The organism is Nocardia sp., assembly GCF_025465275.1.
Taxonomy (GTDB): Bacteria; Actinomycetota; Actinomycetes; order Mycobacteriales; family Mycobacteriaceae; genus Nocardia.
Map to the genome: position 1 here is coordinate 1 of NZ_JAODNK010000077.1, position 16,298 is coordinate 16,298.

15 protein-coding genes are annotated in these 16,298 nt (G+C 66.7%); 8 read left to right on the plus strand and 7 right to left on the minus strand.

Annotated elements, in window-relative coordinates; all coding sequences use genetic code 11:
• The coding region (locus tag JWN03_RS18760) for an LLM class flavin-dependent oxidoreductase (RefSeq protein WP_441343016.1) at window positions 1-840 on the plus strand (840 nt) is incomplete at its 5' end.
• Between the two features lie 120 nt (window positions 841-960).
• On the opposite strand, the gene JWN03_RS18765 is transcribed toward JWN03_RS18760, so the two are convergent.
• Together JWN03_RS18765 and JWN03_RS18770 are read right to left on the minus strand one after the other, a co-directional pair.
• The gene (locus JWN03_RS18765; RefSeq protein WP_297616338.1) at window positions 961-1,881 is read right to left on the minus strand and encodes a 4-(cytidine 5'-diphospho)-2-C-methyl-D-erythritol kinase; all 921 of its coding nucleotides are present in this window, start codon (window positions 1,879-1,881) and stop codon (window positions 961-963) included.
• 19 nt (window positions 1,882-1,900) lie between these two features.
• A complete protein-coding gene (locus JWN03_RS18770; protein ID WP_297616341.1) occupies window positions 1,901-2,653 on the minus strand; it encodes an SDR family oxidoreductase in 753 nt (250 codons plus the stop codon).
• 81 nt (window positions 2,654-2,734) lie between these two features.
• On the opposite strand from JWN03_RS18770, the gene JWN03_RS18775 reads away from it, so the two are divergent.
• The 5 genes from JWN03_RS18775 to JWN03_RS18795 all read left to right on the plus strand — a co-directional run bounded on the left by JWN03_RS18775 (window position 2,735) and on the right by JWN03_RS18795 (window position 7,458).
• Window positions 2,735-3,346: a TetR/AcrR family transcriptional regulator gene (locus JWN03_RS18775; RefSeq protein WP_297616344.1), complete on the plus strand. Its 612-nt coding sequence runs from the start codon at window positions 2,735-2,737 to the stop codon at window positions 3,344-3,346.
• Between the two features lie 101 nt (window positions 3,347-3,447).
• Window positions 3,448-3,654, plus strand: coding sequence for a heavy-metal-associated domain-containing protein (locus JWN03_RS18780; RefSeq protein ID WP_297616346.1), 207 nt, complete (start codon window positions 3,448-3,450; stop codon window positions 3,652-3,654).
• The gene (locus JWN03_RS18785; RefSeq protein WP_297616349.1) at window positions 3,655-4,551 is read left to right on the plus strand and encodes a hypothetical protein; all 897 of its coding nucleotides are present in this window, start codon (window positions 3,655-3,657) and stop codon (window positions 4,549-4,551) included.
• Entirely contained in the window at window positions 4,551-6,791 is a 2,241-nt protein-coding gene (locus JWN03_RS18790) for a heavy metal translocating P-type ATPase (RefSeq protein WP_297616352.1), read from the plus strand. The genes JWN03_RS18785 and JWN03_RS18790 overlap by 1 nt, the downstream gene beginning before the upstream one ends.
• Before the next feature lie 169 nt (window positions 6,792-6,960).
• Window positions 6,961-7,458 (plus strand): LpqN/LpqT family lipoprotein, encoded by a 498-nt coding sequence (locus JWN03_RS18795; protein WP_297616355.1) that lies wholly within the window; start codon window positions 6,961-6,963, stop codon window positions 7,456-7,458.
• Here the strand turns inward: JWN03_RS18795 and rsmA are convergent.
• The 3 genes from rsmA to JWN03_RS18810 all read right to left on the minus strand — a co-directional run bounded on the left by rsmA (window position 7,455) and on the right by JWN03_RS18810 (window position 11,086).
• Window positions 7,455-8,336: a 16S rRNA (adenine(1518)-N(6)/adenine(1519)-N(6))-dimethyltransferase RsmA gene (gene rsmA / locus JWN03_RS18800; protein WP_297616357.1), complete on the minus strand. Its 882-nt coding sequence runs from the start codon at window positions 8,334-8,336 to the stop codon at window positions 7,455-7,457. The genes JWN03_RS18795 and rsmA overlap by 4 nt on opposite strands.
• Before the next feature lie 300 nt (window positions 8,337-8,636).
• A complete protein-coding gene (locus JWN03_RS18805; protein WP_297616360.1) occupies window positions 8,637-9,737 on the minus strand; it encodes a lipase family protein in 1,101 nt (366 codons plus the stop codon).
• Window positions 9,738-9,922: 185 nt separating this feature from the next.
• Window positions 9,923-11,086, minus strand: a complete 1,164-nt coding sequence (locus JWN03_RS18810) for an alpha/beta fold hydrolase (protein ID WP_441343017.1) — start codon at window positions 11,084-11,086, stop codon at window positions 9,923-9,925.
• Between the two features lie 152 nt (window positions 11,087-11,238).
• Here JWN03_RS18810 and JWN03_RS18815 point away from each other — a divergent pair, with 152 nt between their 5' ends.
• A complete protein-coding gene (locus tag JWN03_RS18815) occupies window positions 11,239-12,006 on the plus strand; it encodes an SDR family NAD(P)-dependent oxidoreductase (protein WP_297616408.1) in 768 nt (255 codons plus the stop codon).
• A 322-nt stretch (window positions 12,007-12,328) separates the two neighbouring features.
• Here the strand turns inward: JWN03_RS18815 and JWN03_RS18820 are convergent, their stop codons facing one another.
• Window positions 12,329-13,456 carry a resuscitation-promoting factor gene (locus tag JWN03_RS18820; RefSeq protein WP_297616411.1) on the minus strand — a complete coding sequence of 376 codons (1,128 nt, stop codon included), beginning with the start codon at window positions 13,454-13,456 and terminating at the stop codon, window positions 12,329-12,331.
• A 168-nt stretch (window positions 13,457-13,624) separates the two neighbouring features.
• Window positions 13,625-14,452, minus strand: coding sequence for a TatD family hydrolase (locus JWN03_RS18825; RefSeq protein WP_297616365.1), 828 nt, complete (start codon window positions 14,450-14,452; stop codon window positions 13,625-13,627).
• A 67-nt stretch (window positions 14,453-14,519) separates the two neighbouring features.
• Between JWN03_RS18825 and metG the strand changes: the two genes are divergently transcribed.
• Window positions 14,520-16,079, plus strand: a complete 1,560-nt coding sequence (metG, locus tag JWN03_RS18830; RefSeq protein WP_297616369.1) for a methionine--tRNA ligase — start codon at window positions 14,520-14,522, stop codon at window positions 16,077-16,079.
• Window positions 16,080-16,298: the final 219 nt, after the last annotated feature.

A 16,298-nucleotide genomic window follows, 5' to 3' on the forward strand; every position in this document is an offset into this window, starting at 1 on the left:
TCCACTCCCACCACGCTGCTCGACTGGGCTCGGCGCGCAGAAGCGGGCCCGTTCGCCAGTCTGGGGCTGCTCGATCGCCTGGTCTGGGACAACCCCGAGCCGCTCGTCGCGCTCGCCATGATCGCGGGCGCCACCAGCCGCGTCCGGGTGCAGACCGAGGTGCTGATCGCCCCACTGCGTGATCCGGCGCTGCTGGCCAAGCAGGCCGCGACGCTCGATGTCATGTCCGGTGGCCGCCTGGTGCTCGGACTCGGTGTCGGAGGTCGCGAGGATGACCACATCGCCTCCGGCACCGATCTGCGCACCCGCGGCAAGCGCCTCGACGAGCAGCTGGAGATCATGCGCCGCCTGTGGTCGGGCAAGGCGTTCAATGACGATTGCGGCCCGATCGGCCCGGCGCCGCTACACCCCGAAGGTCCGGAGATCCTGTTCGGCGGTTTCAGCCCCGCCGCCCTCGACCGGGTCGGCCGGTGGGGTGGCGGTTTCCTCGCCGCCGCCGCGCCGAGCTGGGCCGGCGGCCTGTTCGACACCGCCCGCAAATCCTGGACCACGCACGGCCGCACCGGTTCCCCGCGCATAGTCGCCCAGGTCAATGCCGCCCTCGGCACCCAGGACGTGATCGACGACGCCCGCGCCTCCCTCGGCGCCTACTACGAATTCTCCGGCCGCGCCGATCACATGCTCGACGGCATACTCACCACCCCGGACCAAATCCGCACGGCCATAGGCCAATTCGCGGATCTGGGTGCGAACGAAGTCATGTTCTACTGCTACGGCCGCGACGCCGCCCAGATCGACCGCCTCGCCGACATAGTCGGTTCCGCCTCTCCGGAACTCTAGCGCCCGGCCCAGTGCCGTCGGCGGTTCTCGACGCGTAGCGGCGGCAGGGTGCGAAACCGATTCCGGTCGTACCCGGCGAGTTACCCCGATCGCACGAAATCAACTGTCGCTCTTACCAGATCACGAGGCGGAGGTAATTCGGGCTCCGGGGACCGGGCCGTGGGCCGTACGGACGCTGCGGCAGACACCTGCGCCGGAGAGTTCGGTGGCCACGGCCACGGCCGCGTCTTCGCTTTCGCAGAGGAAAGCGCAGGTGGGGCCGGAACCGGAGACTATGCCGGCCAGCGCCCCCGCCGTGACGCCCGCACGCAGGGTGCGGCGGAGTTCGGGCGCGAGGGAAAGCGCGGCGGCTTGCAGGTCGTTGGCGAGTAGCGGTGCGAGCTGCTGCGGGTCCCCCGAGGCAAGGGCCTGCAGCAGCGCCTCGGGGCTGCCGAGGCGCGGCGGATCGCCGACTTCGCGGAGGCGGTCGAGTTCGTGAAATACGGCCGGGGTGGACAGCCCGCCCTTGGCCAGTGCCAGCACGAAGTGGAAGGTATTGCGGCACAGCACCGGGAGCAGTTCCTCGCCGCGACCGCGACCCAGCGCGGTCGCGCCGTGCAGGGCGAAGGGGACATCACTGCCGAGTTCTGCTGCGATATCGGACAATTCAGCGCGGCCGAGGCCGAGTTCCCACAGATCGTTCAGGCCGACCAGGGCGGCGGCGGCATCGGCGCTGCCGCCCGCCATACCGCCCGCCACCGGAATGCCTTTGGCGATCGCGATTTCCACCAGCGGCGCGCGGCCGCCGAGGTGGGCGAGGCGGACCGCCGCCTGCCACACCAGATTGCCGCGGTCGGTGGGGACCTGGTCGGCGCCCTCACCGCTCACCTTCACGGTGAGAGTGGCGGCCGGTGCGATCTGCAGATCGTCACCGAGCGAGAGCGCCTGGAAGACCGTGGTGAGGTCGTGATATCCGTCCTCGCGAAGATCGCCGACCCCCAGGTGCAGATTCACCTTGGAGGGCGCGCGCACGACGAGGGGACTAGGCACAACAGACAGCACGGTCACAGAGTAGTTGGCCCTACAGCAGTGCGCCCCCGGTGGCATCGATCCACTGGCCCGTCACCCAGCGGGAGTCGTTGGACGCCAGGAAGGCAACGATGTCGGCGACATCGGAAGGGTCGGCGACACGGTTCAGCGGAGAGAAGCCCGACACTGCGGCCCAGGTCTCGTCATTGCGCAGCCAGTCGGCGTTCATATCGGTGTCGACCACACCGGGAGCCACCGCATTGACCGTAATACCGCGTGCACCAACCTCTTTGGCGAGCACGCCGGTCAGCGAGTCGATGGCGGCCTTGGTCATGGTGTACGCGATGAGCTCCGGCATGCGCGCGCCCCGCGTCAAACCGGTGGAGACATTCACAATGCGGCCGCCGTCGCGCAGCCGCTCCAGGCCGAGCTTGGTGACGAAGAACGGGGCCTTGGCATTGACCGCGAAGACACGGTCGAAGGATTCCTCGTCGGTGCCGCCGATGGGTTCGCGGACGCCATCGGTACCGGCGTTGTTGACCAGGATGTCGAGGCCGTCGGCGTGCGCGTCGAAGGCGCTCCAGAGGGCTTCGGCATCGCCGGGAACACCGAGCGGCGCCTGGATGGCGAAGGCCGATCCGCCCGCCGCCTCGATGGCCGCGACCGTCTCCTTCGCGGCGGCGGTATTGCCGTTGTAGTGCACGGCCACCCGGGCTCCGTCGCGGCCGAGGCGTTCGGCGATGGCCCGTCCGATGCCGCGGCCACTGCCGGTGACCAGGGCCGTCTTACCTGCGAGTGCGCTCATGACTGCGCCTCCTTTTCTCTAGCGATCGTTACAGAAAGGGACGGTAGCACATTATTTAGCGAGCGCTATAAAATGACTGGTATGGCCACACCCACTCGGGGCCGACCCCGGAAATTCGATCGAGATGCCGCGCTGGACAAGGCATTACGCCTGTTCTGGCAGCAGGGCTACGAGGCCACCTCCATCAGCGACCTCACCACCGCGCTCGGCATCGGCGCGCCCAGCCTCTACGCCGCCTTCGGCGACAAGCAGAAGATGTTCAACGAATCCATCGCGGTGTACGGCGCCAATTACGCGGGCTTCGCGGCGCGCGCGCTCGCCGAGGAGCCGACCGCCCGGGCCGCCATGGCCCGCACGCTGCGCGAGGCGGCCGTCGAATACACCACACCCGGACAGCCGGGCGGCTGCATGGTGATCAGCGCCGGAATCAACACCACGAATGCCGAGGTGGCGGCCATGCTCGAGCAGATGCGCACGGCGAATGTCGATGCCTTCGCGCAGCGGATTCGCGCCGACACGGCCGCCGGACTGCTGCCCGCCGGCACCGATGCGGCCGTCCTGGCCCGCTATATCGGGACCGTCATGCAGGGCATGTCACAGGGCGCCCGCGACGGCGCGAGCCGCGCCGAACTCCAGCAGGTCGCTGAGCTGGCCCTACGCGCCTGGCCGGAGGACGCGCCCGTAGATCACTGAAATTCCGCGCCGAACCGCTTGCGCCAGGTACCCATGGGGGGTATGTTTCTGGATGTCGGGGATACCCCCGCACCGTATAGAGCGCGAGCCGAGGAGCAGACATGGCCACCAGCACCTACACCGTCACCGGAATGACCTGCGGCCACTGCGTCGGGTCGGTCCAGAAGGAGATCGGCAAGATCGACGGCGTGACCAGTGTCGATATCGACCTCGCCTCCGGCCTGGTCAAGGTCGAATCCGCCGCCCCGATCGCCGATGCCGATGTGACTGCCGCCGTCGACGAAGCCGGATATCAGGTGGCGAGCTGAATGAACGATCGACTGAGATTCGCGGCCTTCGGCGGCGGACTGGTCGTACTGTTCGGGGCCGCGCTCGGCGTCGGAGCCCTGGTGGGCGATCCGACCGGGCCGGCCTCCGGCACGACCTCCGCGCACAGTGAACACACCCGGAGCGAAGCGGCCCCCGGGCTGAAGGACAGCGAGTCCGGCTACACCCTCGCCGATATCACCGCCCCCGCGACCACGAATCAGCAAGGCGCACTGCGCTTCCGGATCAACGGCCCGCAGGGCACCGTCACCCGATACAACAGCCTGCACGAGAAGAACCTGCACCTGATCGTGGTCCGCTCGGATGCGAGCCAGTTCCGGCACGTCCATCCGCAGCTCGCCGCCGACGGCACCTGGTCCATCGATTGGACGTGGGCCGCACCCGGCGCCTACCGGGTCTTCACCGACTTCTCCCCCACCGACGGCCCTGGTGAACTGACACTGAGCCGGACGGTGCACGTCGCCGGCAGCGCCGCGGACCAGCCGCTGCCGCCGGTATCGAAGACCGCGGAGGTAGACGGCTATCAGGTCACGATGACCGGCGATATGTCCACCGCCGGAAGCGAATTGACGTTCAATGTCGCCCGGGACGGCAAGGCGGTGACCGATCTGCAGCCCTACCTGGGCGCGTACGGACACCTGGTGGCACTGCGCGCGAACGATCTGGCCTACCTGCACGTGCACCCGCAGGGCGAGGTCGGCAAGACCGCCCCTGGCCCCGACGTAGCATTCCACGCACAAGCGCCCAGTGACGGCACCTATCGCCTGTACCTGGACTTTTCGCATAATGGCGCGGTCCACACCGCGGAATTCACCGACGAGACCACAACCGCCGCATCCGCCTCGGATGCGACTTCGCAGCACGGAGGAGGTCACTGATGAGCGCCCCCGCACCGGAGCGGTCGATCGAGTTGGAGATCGGCGGCATGACCTGCGCCTCCTGCGCGTCCCGAATCGAGAAGAAGCTCAACAGGATCGGCGGCGTCACGGCCACGGTAAACTATGCCACCGAGAAGGCGAGGGTCAATTTCCCGGAGTCGGTGAGCACCGACGATCTGATCGCCAAGGTGATCGATACCGGGTACACCGCTGCCGTGCACAGTAGGGAGCCGGTGAAAACCGCTGATACCGAAGGCGATTCGGCTCCCAGCGCCACCCGGCGGCTGCGGCATCGCCTGCTGGTGACGCTGGCGCTGGCCGTCCCCGTGGTCGCCATGGCCATGATCCCGGCGCTGCAATTCACCAATTGGCAGTGGCTTTCGCTGACGCTGACCGCACCCATCGTGGTGTGGGGCGGCGCGCAATTCCACCGTGCCGCCTGGGTGAACGCCAAGCACGGCGCGGCCACCATGGACACGCTGATCTCGCTGGGCACCCTCGCCGCCTTCAGCTGGTCGGTGTACGCGCTGTTCTTCGGCGATGCGGGCATGGCCGGCATGAAACACCCGTTCAGCTTTGCCATTGTGCGTGGTGACTCGTCCTCCGCCCTCTACTTCGAGGTGGCGGCGACCCTGATCACGGCCATTCTGGCGGGCCGCTATTTCGAGACCCGGTCCAAGGAGAAGGCCGGATCCGCTCTGCGGGCGCTGCTGGAGCTGGGCGCGAAAGATGTTGCGGTACTGCGCGATGGGGTCGAGACCCGGATTCCGGTGGGCGAACTGCAGGTCGGCGAAGAGTTCCTCGTCCGCCCCGGCGAGAAGATCGCCACCGACGGTGTTGTGGTGCAGGGCAATTCAGCGCTGGATATGAGCATGCTCACCGGCGAATCGGTGCCGGTCGAGGTCGGCCCCGGCGATCCGGTGGTCGGTGCGACCGTGAATGCGGGCGGTCTGCTGACCGTGCGGGCCTCCCGGGTCGGCGCGGATACCCAGCTGGCACAGATGGCCTCACTCGTGGAGGAGGCGCAGAACGGTAAGGCGCCCGTGCAGCGGCTCGCGGATCGGGTGGCCGGGGTGTTCGTGCCCATTGTCATCGCGATCGCCATAACGGCACTGGGCTTCTGGCTCGGCACCGGCGCTGCGGTCTCGACCGCCTTCGGCGCGGCGGTAGCGGTGCTGATCATCGCCTGCCCGTGCGCCCTCGGCCTGGCCACACCCACGGCACTACTGGTGGGCACCGGCCGCGGTGCGCAGCTGGGCATTCTGATCAAGGGCCCGCAGGTGCTGGAGTCGACCCGCAGGATCGACACCGTGGTGCTGGACAAGACCGGCACCGTCACCACCGGCAAAATGACTCTCGCCGAGGTGATTCCGGGCAACGGCGTCGATACCGACGAGCTGCTGGCGGTCGCGGCCGCGGTGGAGCACGGCTCCGAACATCCGGTCGCCAAGGCCGTGGTGGCGGGAGCGGCCGCGCGCGGACTCGGCACCGAACAGGTGGAGCAGTTCGTCAGCCACGGCGGCAAGGGTGTGCAGGGTCTGGTCGGCGACCGTGCGGTGGTCATCGGACGCACCGAACTGCTCGACGACTGGTCGATCCAGTTGCCGGAAGTATTGGCAGCGGCCAAGACTCGGGCCGAGCAGGCGGGCAATACCGCCGTCGTGGTGGCCTGGGACGGGGTGGCGCGCGGCGTGCTGGTCATTGCCGATGCCGTCAAATCCACCAGTGCACAGGCGATCTCGGATATGCGGGCGCTCGGGCTCACCCCGATCCTGCTGACCGGAGACAATGCCGCCACCGCCCGCACGGTCGCGGATCAGGTCGGCATCGACGAGGTCATTGCCGAGGTGCTGCCCAGCGACAAGCTGGATGTGGTGAAGCGGCTGCAGGCGGCGGGCAAGGTCGTCGCCATGGTCGGCGACGGCGTCAATGACGCGGCCGCGCTCGCCCAGGCCGATCTGGGCCTGGCCATGGGCACCGGTACGGATGTGGCCATCCAGGCCGCCGATCTGACCCTGGTGCGCGACGATCTGCGCTCGGTGCCGACGGCCATCAAGCTGTCGCGGGCCACCCTGCGCACCATCAAGAGCAATCTGTTCTGGGCGTTCGGTTACAACGTGGCAGCCATCCCCCTGGCCGCCGCCGGACTGCTGAACCCCATGCTCGCCGGGGCCGCCATGGCGCTGTCCAGCGTATTCGTGGTCAGCAACAGCCTGCGCCTGCGCCGCTTCCGCGGCTAGGCACGGACGAATCGGCGATACCCGTTGCCGCACTGGGCCGTTCGGATCCACGATCCGAACGGCCCCTGCGCACGGGTAGGTGGGTGCACCGGCGGGTACGCAACTCGTGTTCAATGGCGAGCGACTGCGGTGGGGACCGCCTCGCCCGCGTAGCCGAGGAGCAGACTTCGTGACCACCATTGCCGAGTACCTGGTCGCAGCGGATATTCAGATCGCGCCCGTGGAGCGCGGGAGTGACGGGACGCCCGAGGTCTCCATCGCGCTGTCGGAGGATTGGCAGACGATCGACGCCGCCATGTTCCCGGGCGCGTACGGCGTCTTCACCCGGCCGCCGGAGGACGGGTGGGCCGACAATGTGGTGCTGCTGGTGGGACGGCTGTCGAAGCCGGTGCACGCCGCGGAACTGCTGGAGTCGGCGTTCACCGATGCGCGGCAATTGCCGCAGTGGCAGGAACTCGGCGCGGAAATCGGTGATTACAAGGGTTACCCGTCGGCCGCGGTCACCGGCACCTACGCCCTGGACACCCTGGTCCTGTGGGTGCACACCCGCTACGTCATCGCGGCGGTCGGCGCCAATGAGTTCCTCATCCAGCTCACCGTGACGGCCAAGGCCGATCAGATCAGTTCGGAGGCCGGCATTCTCGGCGGCCTGGAAATCCGCGTCTAGGCCTGCGCTGCCAGGCGCACATACGCGGCGGTATCGAGGGTTTCACCGCGGGCGGTCGGAGCGATTCCCGCTGCGACCAAACGCCTTTCGGCCTCGACCGGAGAACCCGCCCAACCGGCCAGCGCGGCGCGCAGAGTCTTGCGGCGCTGCGCGAAGGCGGCGTCGATGACCTCGAAGACCTTCTTGCGATGTTCCTCGTCGATGGGCCAGGGCGCTTCGTCGAAGCGGTCGATGCGAACCAGCCCGGATTCGACCTGCGGTACGGGCCAGAAGATTTGGCGTCCGACGGTGCCCGCGCGGCGGACGGTGCCGTAGAAGCCCGCCTTGACGCTGGGGATGCCGTAGATACGGCCACCCGGCTTGGCGGAGAGGCGATCGGCGACCTCCAGCTGCACCATGATGAGAGTGGTTCGGATACTGGGCAATTCGGCGAGCAGGTGCAGCAGGACGGGGACCGCCACGTTGTAGGGCAGGTTCGCGACCAGCGCGGTCGGTGCGGCCGGAAGATCGGCGGCCCGCACCCGCAGGGCATCGGCCTGCACAATGCTGAGGCGGTCCGCCAGCTTCGGCGCCCGATCCTGCACGGTGCCCGGCAGATGCCCGGCCAGGTTCGGATCGATCTCGACGGCGATCACCCGGTCGACCACATCGAGAATGGCGAGGGTCAGCGAGCCGAGCCCGGGACCGACCTCCAGCACCACATCATCGCGCCCCACACCGGCGGCCGAGACGATGCGGCGAACGGTATTGCCGTCGTGCACGAAGTTCTGTCCGAGCTGCTTGGTCGGGCGCACCCCGAACCGCTCGGCGAGCACCCGCACTTCAGCAGGGCCCAGCAGGGCTGCTTCTCCACGACCGGCGATTTCGGATTCGGACACCCTGCGAAACCTACCGTGTCTAATTGCCTCCGCTTCGCTACGGCGGGTTCGCGGCCCCTTTTGTCTCGGTCTGTATCTTTTGCCTCCGCTTCGCTACGGCGGGTTCGCGGCCCCCGCTGTCTCGTTCTGTATCTTTTGCCTCCGCTTCGCTACGGCGGGTTCGCGGCCCCCTCTGTCTCGTTCTTCCCTCCCTCCGCTCCTCCGCTTCGCTCCCCCGCTCCACTCAGTCCAGAACGAGACGGGCCGCGAACTTCGAGTGGATCCACTTGAGGGCTGGGGTTGCTGCACCGGGTGGGGCGGTCAGGACTGGACGGGCGTGGACAGGACGTGGGCGATGAAGTTGTTGATGGCGGCCCACATCTGCGGGTTCAGCTGGCAGTGGGTGCCGGTGCCGACGACAGTGTTGAAGTCCACGCCGTTCGCGGCGAACTGCGCGACGAGCGCACCGTGCAGCGGCGACGGGACGGTGGTGTCAGTGGCGTTGACCAGCAACAGGATCGGCGCGTCATAGCCGCGGACCGGAACGGTCATGTAGTCGTTCAGCACACCGGGGAACGGGCCCTCCGTCAGCGGGCGGGAGAGCAGATCACCGATCGAGACATCGGCCATCCGCTTGCTGATCGCGGGCAGGCATTCGGTCCCGATGTCGTCGAGCAGCTTTCGGCCGCGGTCGGTCAGATAACTGTCGACCTGCGCGTCCGGACGAGCAGCGCGCACACCGGCCAGAATGCTGGCGCTGAAGCTACCGACGCCGGTGCCGATCGCACCCGGCAGTTCCGGCACCCACGGGCCCGCGATCGGGAGCACCTTCTCCACATCCGTGGCCGGATCGATGGCGATGGTGCCGCGGAAGTCGAGATCCGGTGCGTCGGTCACCTGCAGATTGGAGGTGCCGAGCGAGGCATGACCACCCTGCGACATCCCGCTCACCGCCCAGGTGCGCGACAGTCCGGGGTTGGCGGCACGCGCGGCACGCACCATATCGATGGTGGCGGTCGCCTCGGTGCGCAGTTCCAGATAGGGGTGCGGTCCGGTGTCGAAGACACCCAGGCCGAGGTGATCGGGGGCGACAACGGCGAAGCCCTTCGACACGAAGTACTGCATCAGTTCCTGGTCGGCCTTCAGCGGCACCGCCAGCGGCGCGGTCGACGGATCGGACTGCCCGCCACAATTCGCGCCGAGCCCGGTGGTGCCGTGGTTGTAGGCCATGATCGGCCAGCCGCCCGCCGGGGCCGGACCTTCGGGGACGAAGAACGCACCGCTGGCCTGGACGGCCTCACCATTGGAGCGAGTAGTCCAGTAGGTGAGGACCGAACCGTTCCCGGTGTTGTTGTGCCAGCCGGCGGTCTGCGCGGTCTGGGTGATCGGCGTTCCCGCCGGATCCGCGTGCGCTGCGCTCATCGGGACGACGAGCAAGGCGCCCGCGGCCACTGCCGTCGCGATCAGACCTCTGCCAAATGTGCTTGTAAATCCCATAATTCCTCCACCGATGCCGCCCCGACAACGGGCCGAACTTTCGAAGACATTGCGACCAACCTATTTGCTATGGGATAGCCGCAGTCACTCGGGGCGGTGCGATGGACGATTCAGAACTTGGTCGGCATGGCCAGAATGCGGTCGCTGAACGCCCCGATGGCATCCCACATCTGCGGATTCAATTGAGTGTGCGTGCCGGTTCCGACCACCGCCTGGAAATCCACCCGGTTGGCGGCGAACTGAGCCGCGAGTGCGGCATGCAGCGGGGACGGCACTGTGATGTCATTCGTGTTGAGCAGCAACAGAATCGGCGCGTCGTAGCCACTGGTGGGCACGGTGATGTAGTCGTTGAACGCGGCCATGAAGCGGTCGTCGTTCAGCGGGCGCGAAATCATATCCCCGATCGATGTCCCGTCGATGACCTTCATGATGTCCTTGAAGCACAGGCTCGATGCCTGATCCACCACTTCGCGTCCGCGCGGAGTCAGATAATTGGCGTTCAGGTCGAGTTCCGGGTGGGTAGCCCGCAGGCCCGCGAGCATGCTGACCACGAACCCGCCGACACCATTACCGGCCTCGCCCGGAATCGCGGGCACATAGGGGCCGACGAACCGGGACACCTTCTCGATATCCGAGGCCGGGTCGACGGCGATGGTGCCGCGGAAGTCCAGATCGGGAGCCTCGGCATGCTGCAGATTGGCGGCGCCCAGTGCCGCGTGACCGCCCTGTGAGACGCCGGTCAGCGCCCAGGTGCGCGACAGATCAGAATTGGCGGCACGTGCCGCACGGACCATATCGATGGTCGCGGTGGCCTCGGTGCGGATTTCCAGATACGGATGCGGGCCGGTATCGAAGCGGCCGAGCCCGAGGTAGTCGGGGGCGACGACGGCGAAGCCCTTGCCCAGGAAGTACTGCAGCACATGGTCTTCGGCGGCGCGGCTGACGTGGCTGGTGTCGGTCTGGCCGCCGCACCCGGGTCCGAGACCGGAGGTGCCGTGGTCGTAGGCCATGATCGGCCAGCCACCAGCCGGCGCCGTGCCGTTCGGGACGAAGAGCGCACCGCTCGCCTTGACCGCTTCACCATTGGACCGCGTGGTCCAGTAGTCGATGATCGAGCCGTTGGGCATGCCGCGGAAGCCGTCGGGTGCTGCGGTCGTCGCGATGACGGCGCCTGGTGTCTCCGCTTGGGCCGGTGATCCCGGCATTATCAGGAGCGCGCCCGCAGAAACTACGGACGCCGTGAAAACCCGCGTCCGCCAACCCGACAACCTCATCAGTCCTCCATAAACCCCGCCCCACAAACACATTGCGTGCGCGAATTAGCTTAGCCATTCAAACGACCGTCCAGTATGAGAAAACTCTGTGATCAGGCGACCGCTCATCGGCCATTGACGCCCGGTGAAACTTGTTCTAATTTCGCGCCATGCTGAGCAGATATGAAGGACGCCGAGTAATCGTCACCGGAGCCGGTTCCGGTATCGGCCAGGGCATCGCCCTGCGCCTCCTCTCCGAAGGCGCGCAGCTGGTCGCCGCCGACATCAACGACGCCGGGCTGACCGCCACCATCGAGGCCGCTCCCGCCGACCAGCGGGACCGGCTGCGCACCGTGCACCTGGACGTCTCCGATCCGGAGTCGGTGCACACCGCCACCGCCGAAGCCTTCGAAATCCTCGGCGGCCTCGACGTTCTGGTGAATGCCGCCGGCATCATGCGCGCCGGGCACACCCACGAGATGCCGGTGGAAGTCTGGAACCAGGTGCTCGCGGTGAACCTCACCGGCACCTTCCTGATGATCCAGTCCGCCATCCCGCAGCTCATCGAATCCACGCACGGCGGCGTGATCGTCAACTTCTCCTCCACCGCGGCCTTCGGCTCCAACCCCTACATGGCCGCGTACGCCGCATCCAAGGCCGGCGTCAACGCGCTGACCCATTCCATCGCCCTCGAATACGTGAAGAAGGGCCTGCGCGCGGTGAATATCGTGCCGGGCGGCATCAGCACCGGCATCACCTCCGGGCTCTCCCTCCCCGCCGACGCCGACTGGTCCCTCATGGCCCGCCTCCCCGGCTGGATCGACGGCGGCGCCCTGGGCAAGCCGGAAGACATCGCCGGTGTGGTCGCCATGGTCGCCTCCGACGACGGCCGCTACATGACCGGCACCGAACTCCGCGTAGACGGCGGCGCACTGATGTAAGGGCTTCACACCCGCAAGGAAGGAAATTCGGGGGCCTAGCCTCCGAAACTCCTGCGGCACAACAGCAGTCCCACGCCCCGAGTTCGCGGCCCGCCCGGGTCTGGACTGCGGCTCCATAGACCTGCGCCTTGGAGCGGGGGAGCGAACAGGTGGAATTGAACCCCGGTCTTCATGTGGATTCCCCCCCATGTTCGCGGCCCGTCTCGTTCTGGACTGAGTGGAGCGGGGGAGCGAAGCGGAGGAGCGGAGGAGCGGAGGGAGGGAAGAACGAGACTTCCAGGGCCGCGAACCCGCCGCAGCGAAGCGGAGGCCAAAAATACAGCTAGCTGATGCCGAGGCGGCTGGTGCAGGCGGGCCAGGCGCCCCAGCCTTGGCGGGCGCGGGTTACCTCGGCGATGGCGATTTGTTCTTCGCGGGTGGCTAGGTCGGCGCGGGGGGCGTAGCGGGTGCCGCCCTGACGCTCCCAGGTGTTCTGGTCGAATTGGACGCCGCCGAAGAAGCCGTTGCCGGTATTGATCGCCCAGTTGCCGGTGGATTCGCATTTGGCGAGCGCGTCCCAGGTATTGCCGTCGCGGACGTCGGGGACTTCGGTGCCGGGCTTGGCGCCCTTGCGGATGGTCTTGGGCGCGGCGGGGACGATCACGTTGGAGTGGATCGGATCCCGGCCCGCCTCTTTGCCGTTCACGATGGATACCGCGAAGGTGACGTCCTGAGTGCCTGGTGTGCCCGGGTTTTCGACAATGGTCCGGCTCATATTGAGCGTGGGGTCGTCGATGACGTTCTCGGGCGGATCCAAAGGCACGCGCTCGGTGCGGTTTTCGACAACCTTGCGGGTGACCACGATTTTCATGCCGTCGGTGAGCGGGGTATCGGCGGCCGGTACGACAAAATCCTGATTGATGAGCGGCCGGCCCTGCACCTCCAGTAGCTGCCCGACGGTGGGAGCGGCCAGGCGTACCAGTGAAGCCGAGCTGCCGTTGTCGGCGAGCTCCACGGTGCGCGGATTGGTGATGAGCAACTGTGCGCCCACCAGCGGCAGCGGCGTCGGCCGCGAGGGCGAGGTGAAGACATCGCCGGGCAACTTCAGCTGCACGATCGCCTGGGCGACGGTGAGCGCGGTGGTCCAGGCCTTGGACGGCGTGCCGTCGGTGATGAGCGAGACCTCACGCGCCCGATTCAGCGTGATGGTGTCGCCGTCGTGGACTCGTGAACCGGCAGAAGGGGATACGTCGTCCCGCGAGCTGATGTCGTACCCGGCATCCTTGAGCACGCCGCGCACATTCAGGTACATGGTGCTGCGACTGCTGGATTGGCCGTCGATCACGACGGTGACGACCTTCTTGTTCATGATGGCCAGGCCCGCGCCGACTATGAGCGTGGCAAGCATCGCCGCGATAGCGCCGTACAGCAACGGCGAGCGCGACGAGTTGATCTTCGCCAAAGCGTTCACAGGAAATCCCGGCATGGTCACAGTACGATAACGAGGGGGTCAGCAATTGACAACCGATCCACCGGAACTGTGCGCATCGAAATTACGAACAGATATCGAGCCGCAGGTGAATCATGATCACGCAGCAGCATAGTGAGCCAAGCCACATCGGCATAGCCGGGGCCGCAATCAGATTCCGTACACCCGCCGGGCATTCGCCGTGGTGATCTTGGCCAGCGTCACCGGATCCTGTTCGCGAACGCCGGCCAGCGCGCGCACCGTATACGGCAGCACGTAGGACTCGTTCGGCGCACCCCGGAACGGATGCGGCGTGAGGAACGGCGCGTCCGTTTCGACCAGAATGTGGTCGTCGGGAACGAGTTTCGCGGCCTCCCGCAATTCATGGGCATTCTTGAAACTCACGGTGCCGGAGAAACTCAGCACGTACCCCTGGTCCACGCAGGCCTGCGCCATATTCGCGTCGGAGGAGAAGCAGTGGAAGATCACGGTTTCCGGCGCGCCCTCATCCAGCAGCACCGCCAGCAGGTCGTGATCGGCCTCACGATTGTGGATCATGAGCGGCTTGCGCAGCCGCTTGGCCAGGTCGATGTGCCAGCGGAAACCCTCGACCTGCTCCTCGATATCGGCACAGCCCTCCAGCTTTCCGGGCCAGTAGTAGTCGAGCCCGGTCTCACCGACAGCCACCACGCGCGGGTCGGCGGCGAGCCGTTCGAGCTCCGCCTTGGCCGCATCGTCCAGCGCATTGGCTCGGGTCGGGTGCAGTGCGACGGCCGCGTACACCCGCCGATCCCAGTGCGCGGCCCGTACGGCGAACTGCGCGGCGGCGAGGTCGTCGGCCACCGTCACCACCTCGCGCACACCGACCGCTTCGGCGCGATCCATAATGGCCGCAACCGATTCCGCATCGGTCGCCCCGCACGCATCCAGATGCGTATGCGCGTCGATGAGCGGCGCCAGCGGCTCCGGTGGCTCGGGCGCGGGCCGGCTGCTACTCATGGGCGATACCTGCCATGGGGATATTCACGCGAGCGACTCGGGGCACGCAGATTAGAGTAGACACACCATGAGTGCATCCGAACGCCCCGCCTTCTATGTCACCACGGCCATCGCCTACCCGAACGGCGCGCCGCACATCGGCCACGCCTACGAGTACATCTCCACCGATGCGCTGGCTCGCTTCAAGCGGCTCGACGGGTTCGATGTCTTCTTCATGACGGGCACCGACGAGCACGGCCAGAAGGTGCAGCAGGCCGCCAAGGCCGCCGGTGTTCCGGAGCACGAATACGCCTCCGGCAACTCCGATGTGTTCGAGCGCATGGACAAGGCCCTCGATATCTCGTTCGACCGGTTCATCCGGACCACCGACGAGGACCACCTCGCCGCGTCCGCCGCCATCTGGGAGCGGATGGTCGCCAATGGCGATATCTACCCGGACACCTACGCCGGCTGGTATTCGGTGCGCGACGAGGCCTTCTATACCGAGGAGGAGACCACCCTCCAGGCCGACGGCACCCGCATCTCCACCGATACCAAGACGCCGGTGGAGTGGACCGAGGAGTCGAACTACTTCTTCCGCCTGTCCAACTACCAGGACCGGCTGCTCGAACTGTACGAAACCAAGCCGGAATTCATCGCGCCCACGACTCGGCGCAATGAGATCGTCTCGTACGTGAAGGCCGGGCTGAAGGATCTGTCGATCTCCCGCACCACCTTCGACTGGGGTGTTCCGGTGCCCGGCGATCCGGCGCACGTCATGTACGTGTGGGTGGACGCGCTCACCAACTACCTCACCGGTGCGGGCTTCCCCGATACGGATTCGGCTGCCTTCCAGAAGTTCTGGCCGGCCGATCTGCACATCATCGGCAAGGACATCACCCGCTTCCACACCGTGTACTGGCCGGCGTTCCTGATGTCGGCCGGAATCGAGCTGCCCAAGCGCGTTTTCGTGCACGGGTTCCTCTACAACAAGGGCGAGAAGATGTCGAAGTCGACCGGCAATGTGGTCGATCCGACGGAGCTCGTCGATACCTACGGCCTGGATGCCGTGCGGTTCTTCCTGCTGCGCGAGATCTCCTACGGGCAGGACGGCTCGTACAGCCACGAGGGCATTGTCAGCCGGATCAATACCGATCTGGCCAATGAGTACGGCAATCTCGCGCAGCGCTGCCTGAAGATGGTCGCGCGCGATTTCGGCAGCATCGTTCCGGCCCCCGGTGATTTCACCGACGAGGACAAGGCGCTGCTGGAGATCGCGAACGGTCTGGCGGAGCGGGTGCGGGCCGAATTCGACCAGCAGCAGATCCATCTGGGCCTGGAGGAGCTGTGGATCGCCCTGCGCGAGACCAATCGCTATTTCTCCGCCCAGGCCCCGTGGACCCTCGCCAAGTCCGGCACGCCGGAGGATGTCGCCCGTGAGGGCACCATCCTCTACGTGACCATGGAAGTGCTGCGCATCGTGACGATCCTGGTTCAGCCGGTGATTCCGGCCTCCGCCGAGAAGATCCTGGATCTGCTCGGCCAGACCGGCCGCACCTTCGCCGATATCGCCACCGCGATCCAGCCGGGTACCGCCCTGCCGGAGCCGGAGGTCGTGTTCCCGAAGTACGTGGAGGCCAAGGTCTAGCCACAGCCTCGAATCATCCGACGGCCCTGAGCAATTCGCTCAGGGCCGTTGTTCGTCGTCGGACCTACCCGTCTTCCCGGCTGACTTGCGCTGAAGCGAAATCCACTGCCGCTCAGACAGTTTCATATGAAAGTAGGTGTTACCGAAAGTTACATCTCCAGGCCGCGTCGACCGAGGTGAAGTCCCTCACAGCCCCGACTGATAGGGCAATGCTCTCAC

Excerpts from the sequence above, each read along its gene's own strand:
- JWN03_RS18770 (WP_297616341.1), bottom strand. The coding sequence starts at position 2,653 with ATGAGCGCACTCGCAGGTAAGACGGCCCTGGTCACCGGCAGTGGCCGC.
- JWN03_RS18775 (WP_297616344.1), top strand. The coding sequence starts at position 2,735 with ATGGCCACACCCACTCGGGGCCGACCCCGGAAATTCGATCGAGATGCC.
- JWN03_RS18780 (WP_297616346.1), top strand. The coding sequence starts at position 3,448 with ATGGCCACCAGCACCTACACCGTCACCGGAATGACCTGCGGCCACTGC.
- JWN03_RS18785 (WP_297616349.1), top strand. The coding sequence starts at position 3,655 with ATGAACGATCGACTGAGATTCGCGGCCTTCGGCGGCGGACTGGTCGTA.
- JWN03_RS18790 (WP_297616352.1), top strand. The coding sequence starts at position 4,551 with ATGAGCGCCCCCGCACCGGAGCGGTCGATCGAGTTGGAGATCGGCGGC.
- JWN03_RS18805 (WP_297616360.1), bottom strand. The coding sequence starts at position 9,737 with ATGAGCGCAGCGCACGCGGATCCGGCGGGAACGCCGATCACCCAGACC.
- JWN03_RS18810 (WP_441343017.1), bottom strand. The coding sequence starts at position 11,086 with ATGAGGTTGTCGGGTTGGCGGACGCGGGTTTTCACGGCGTCCGTAGTT.
- JWN03_RS18825 (WP_297616365.1), bottom strand. The coding sequence starts at position 14,452 with ATGAGTAGCAGCCGGCCCGCGCCCGAGCCACCGGAGCCGCTGGCGCCG.
- metG (WP_297616369.1), top strand. The coding sequence starts at position 14,520 with ATGAGTGCATCCGAACGCCCCGCCTTCTATGTCACCACGGCCATCGCC.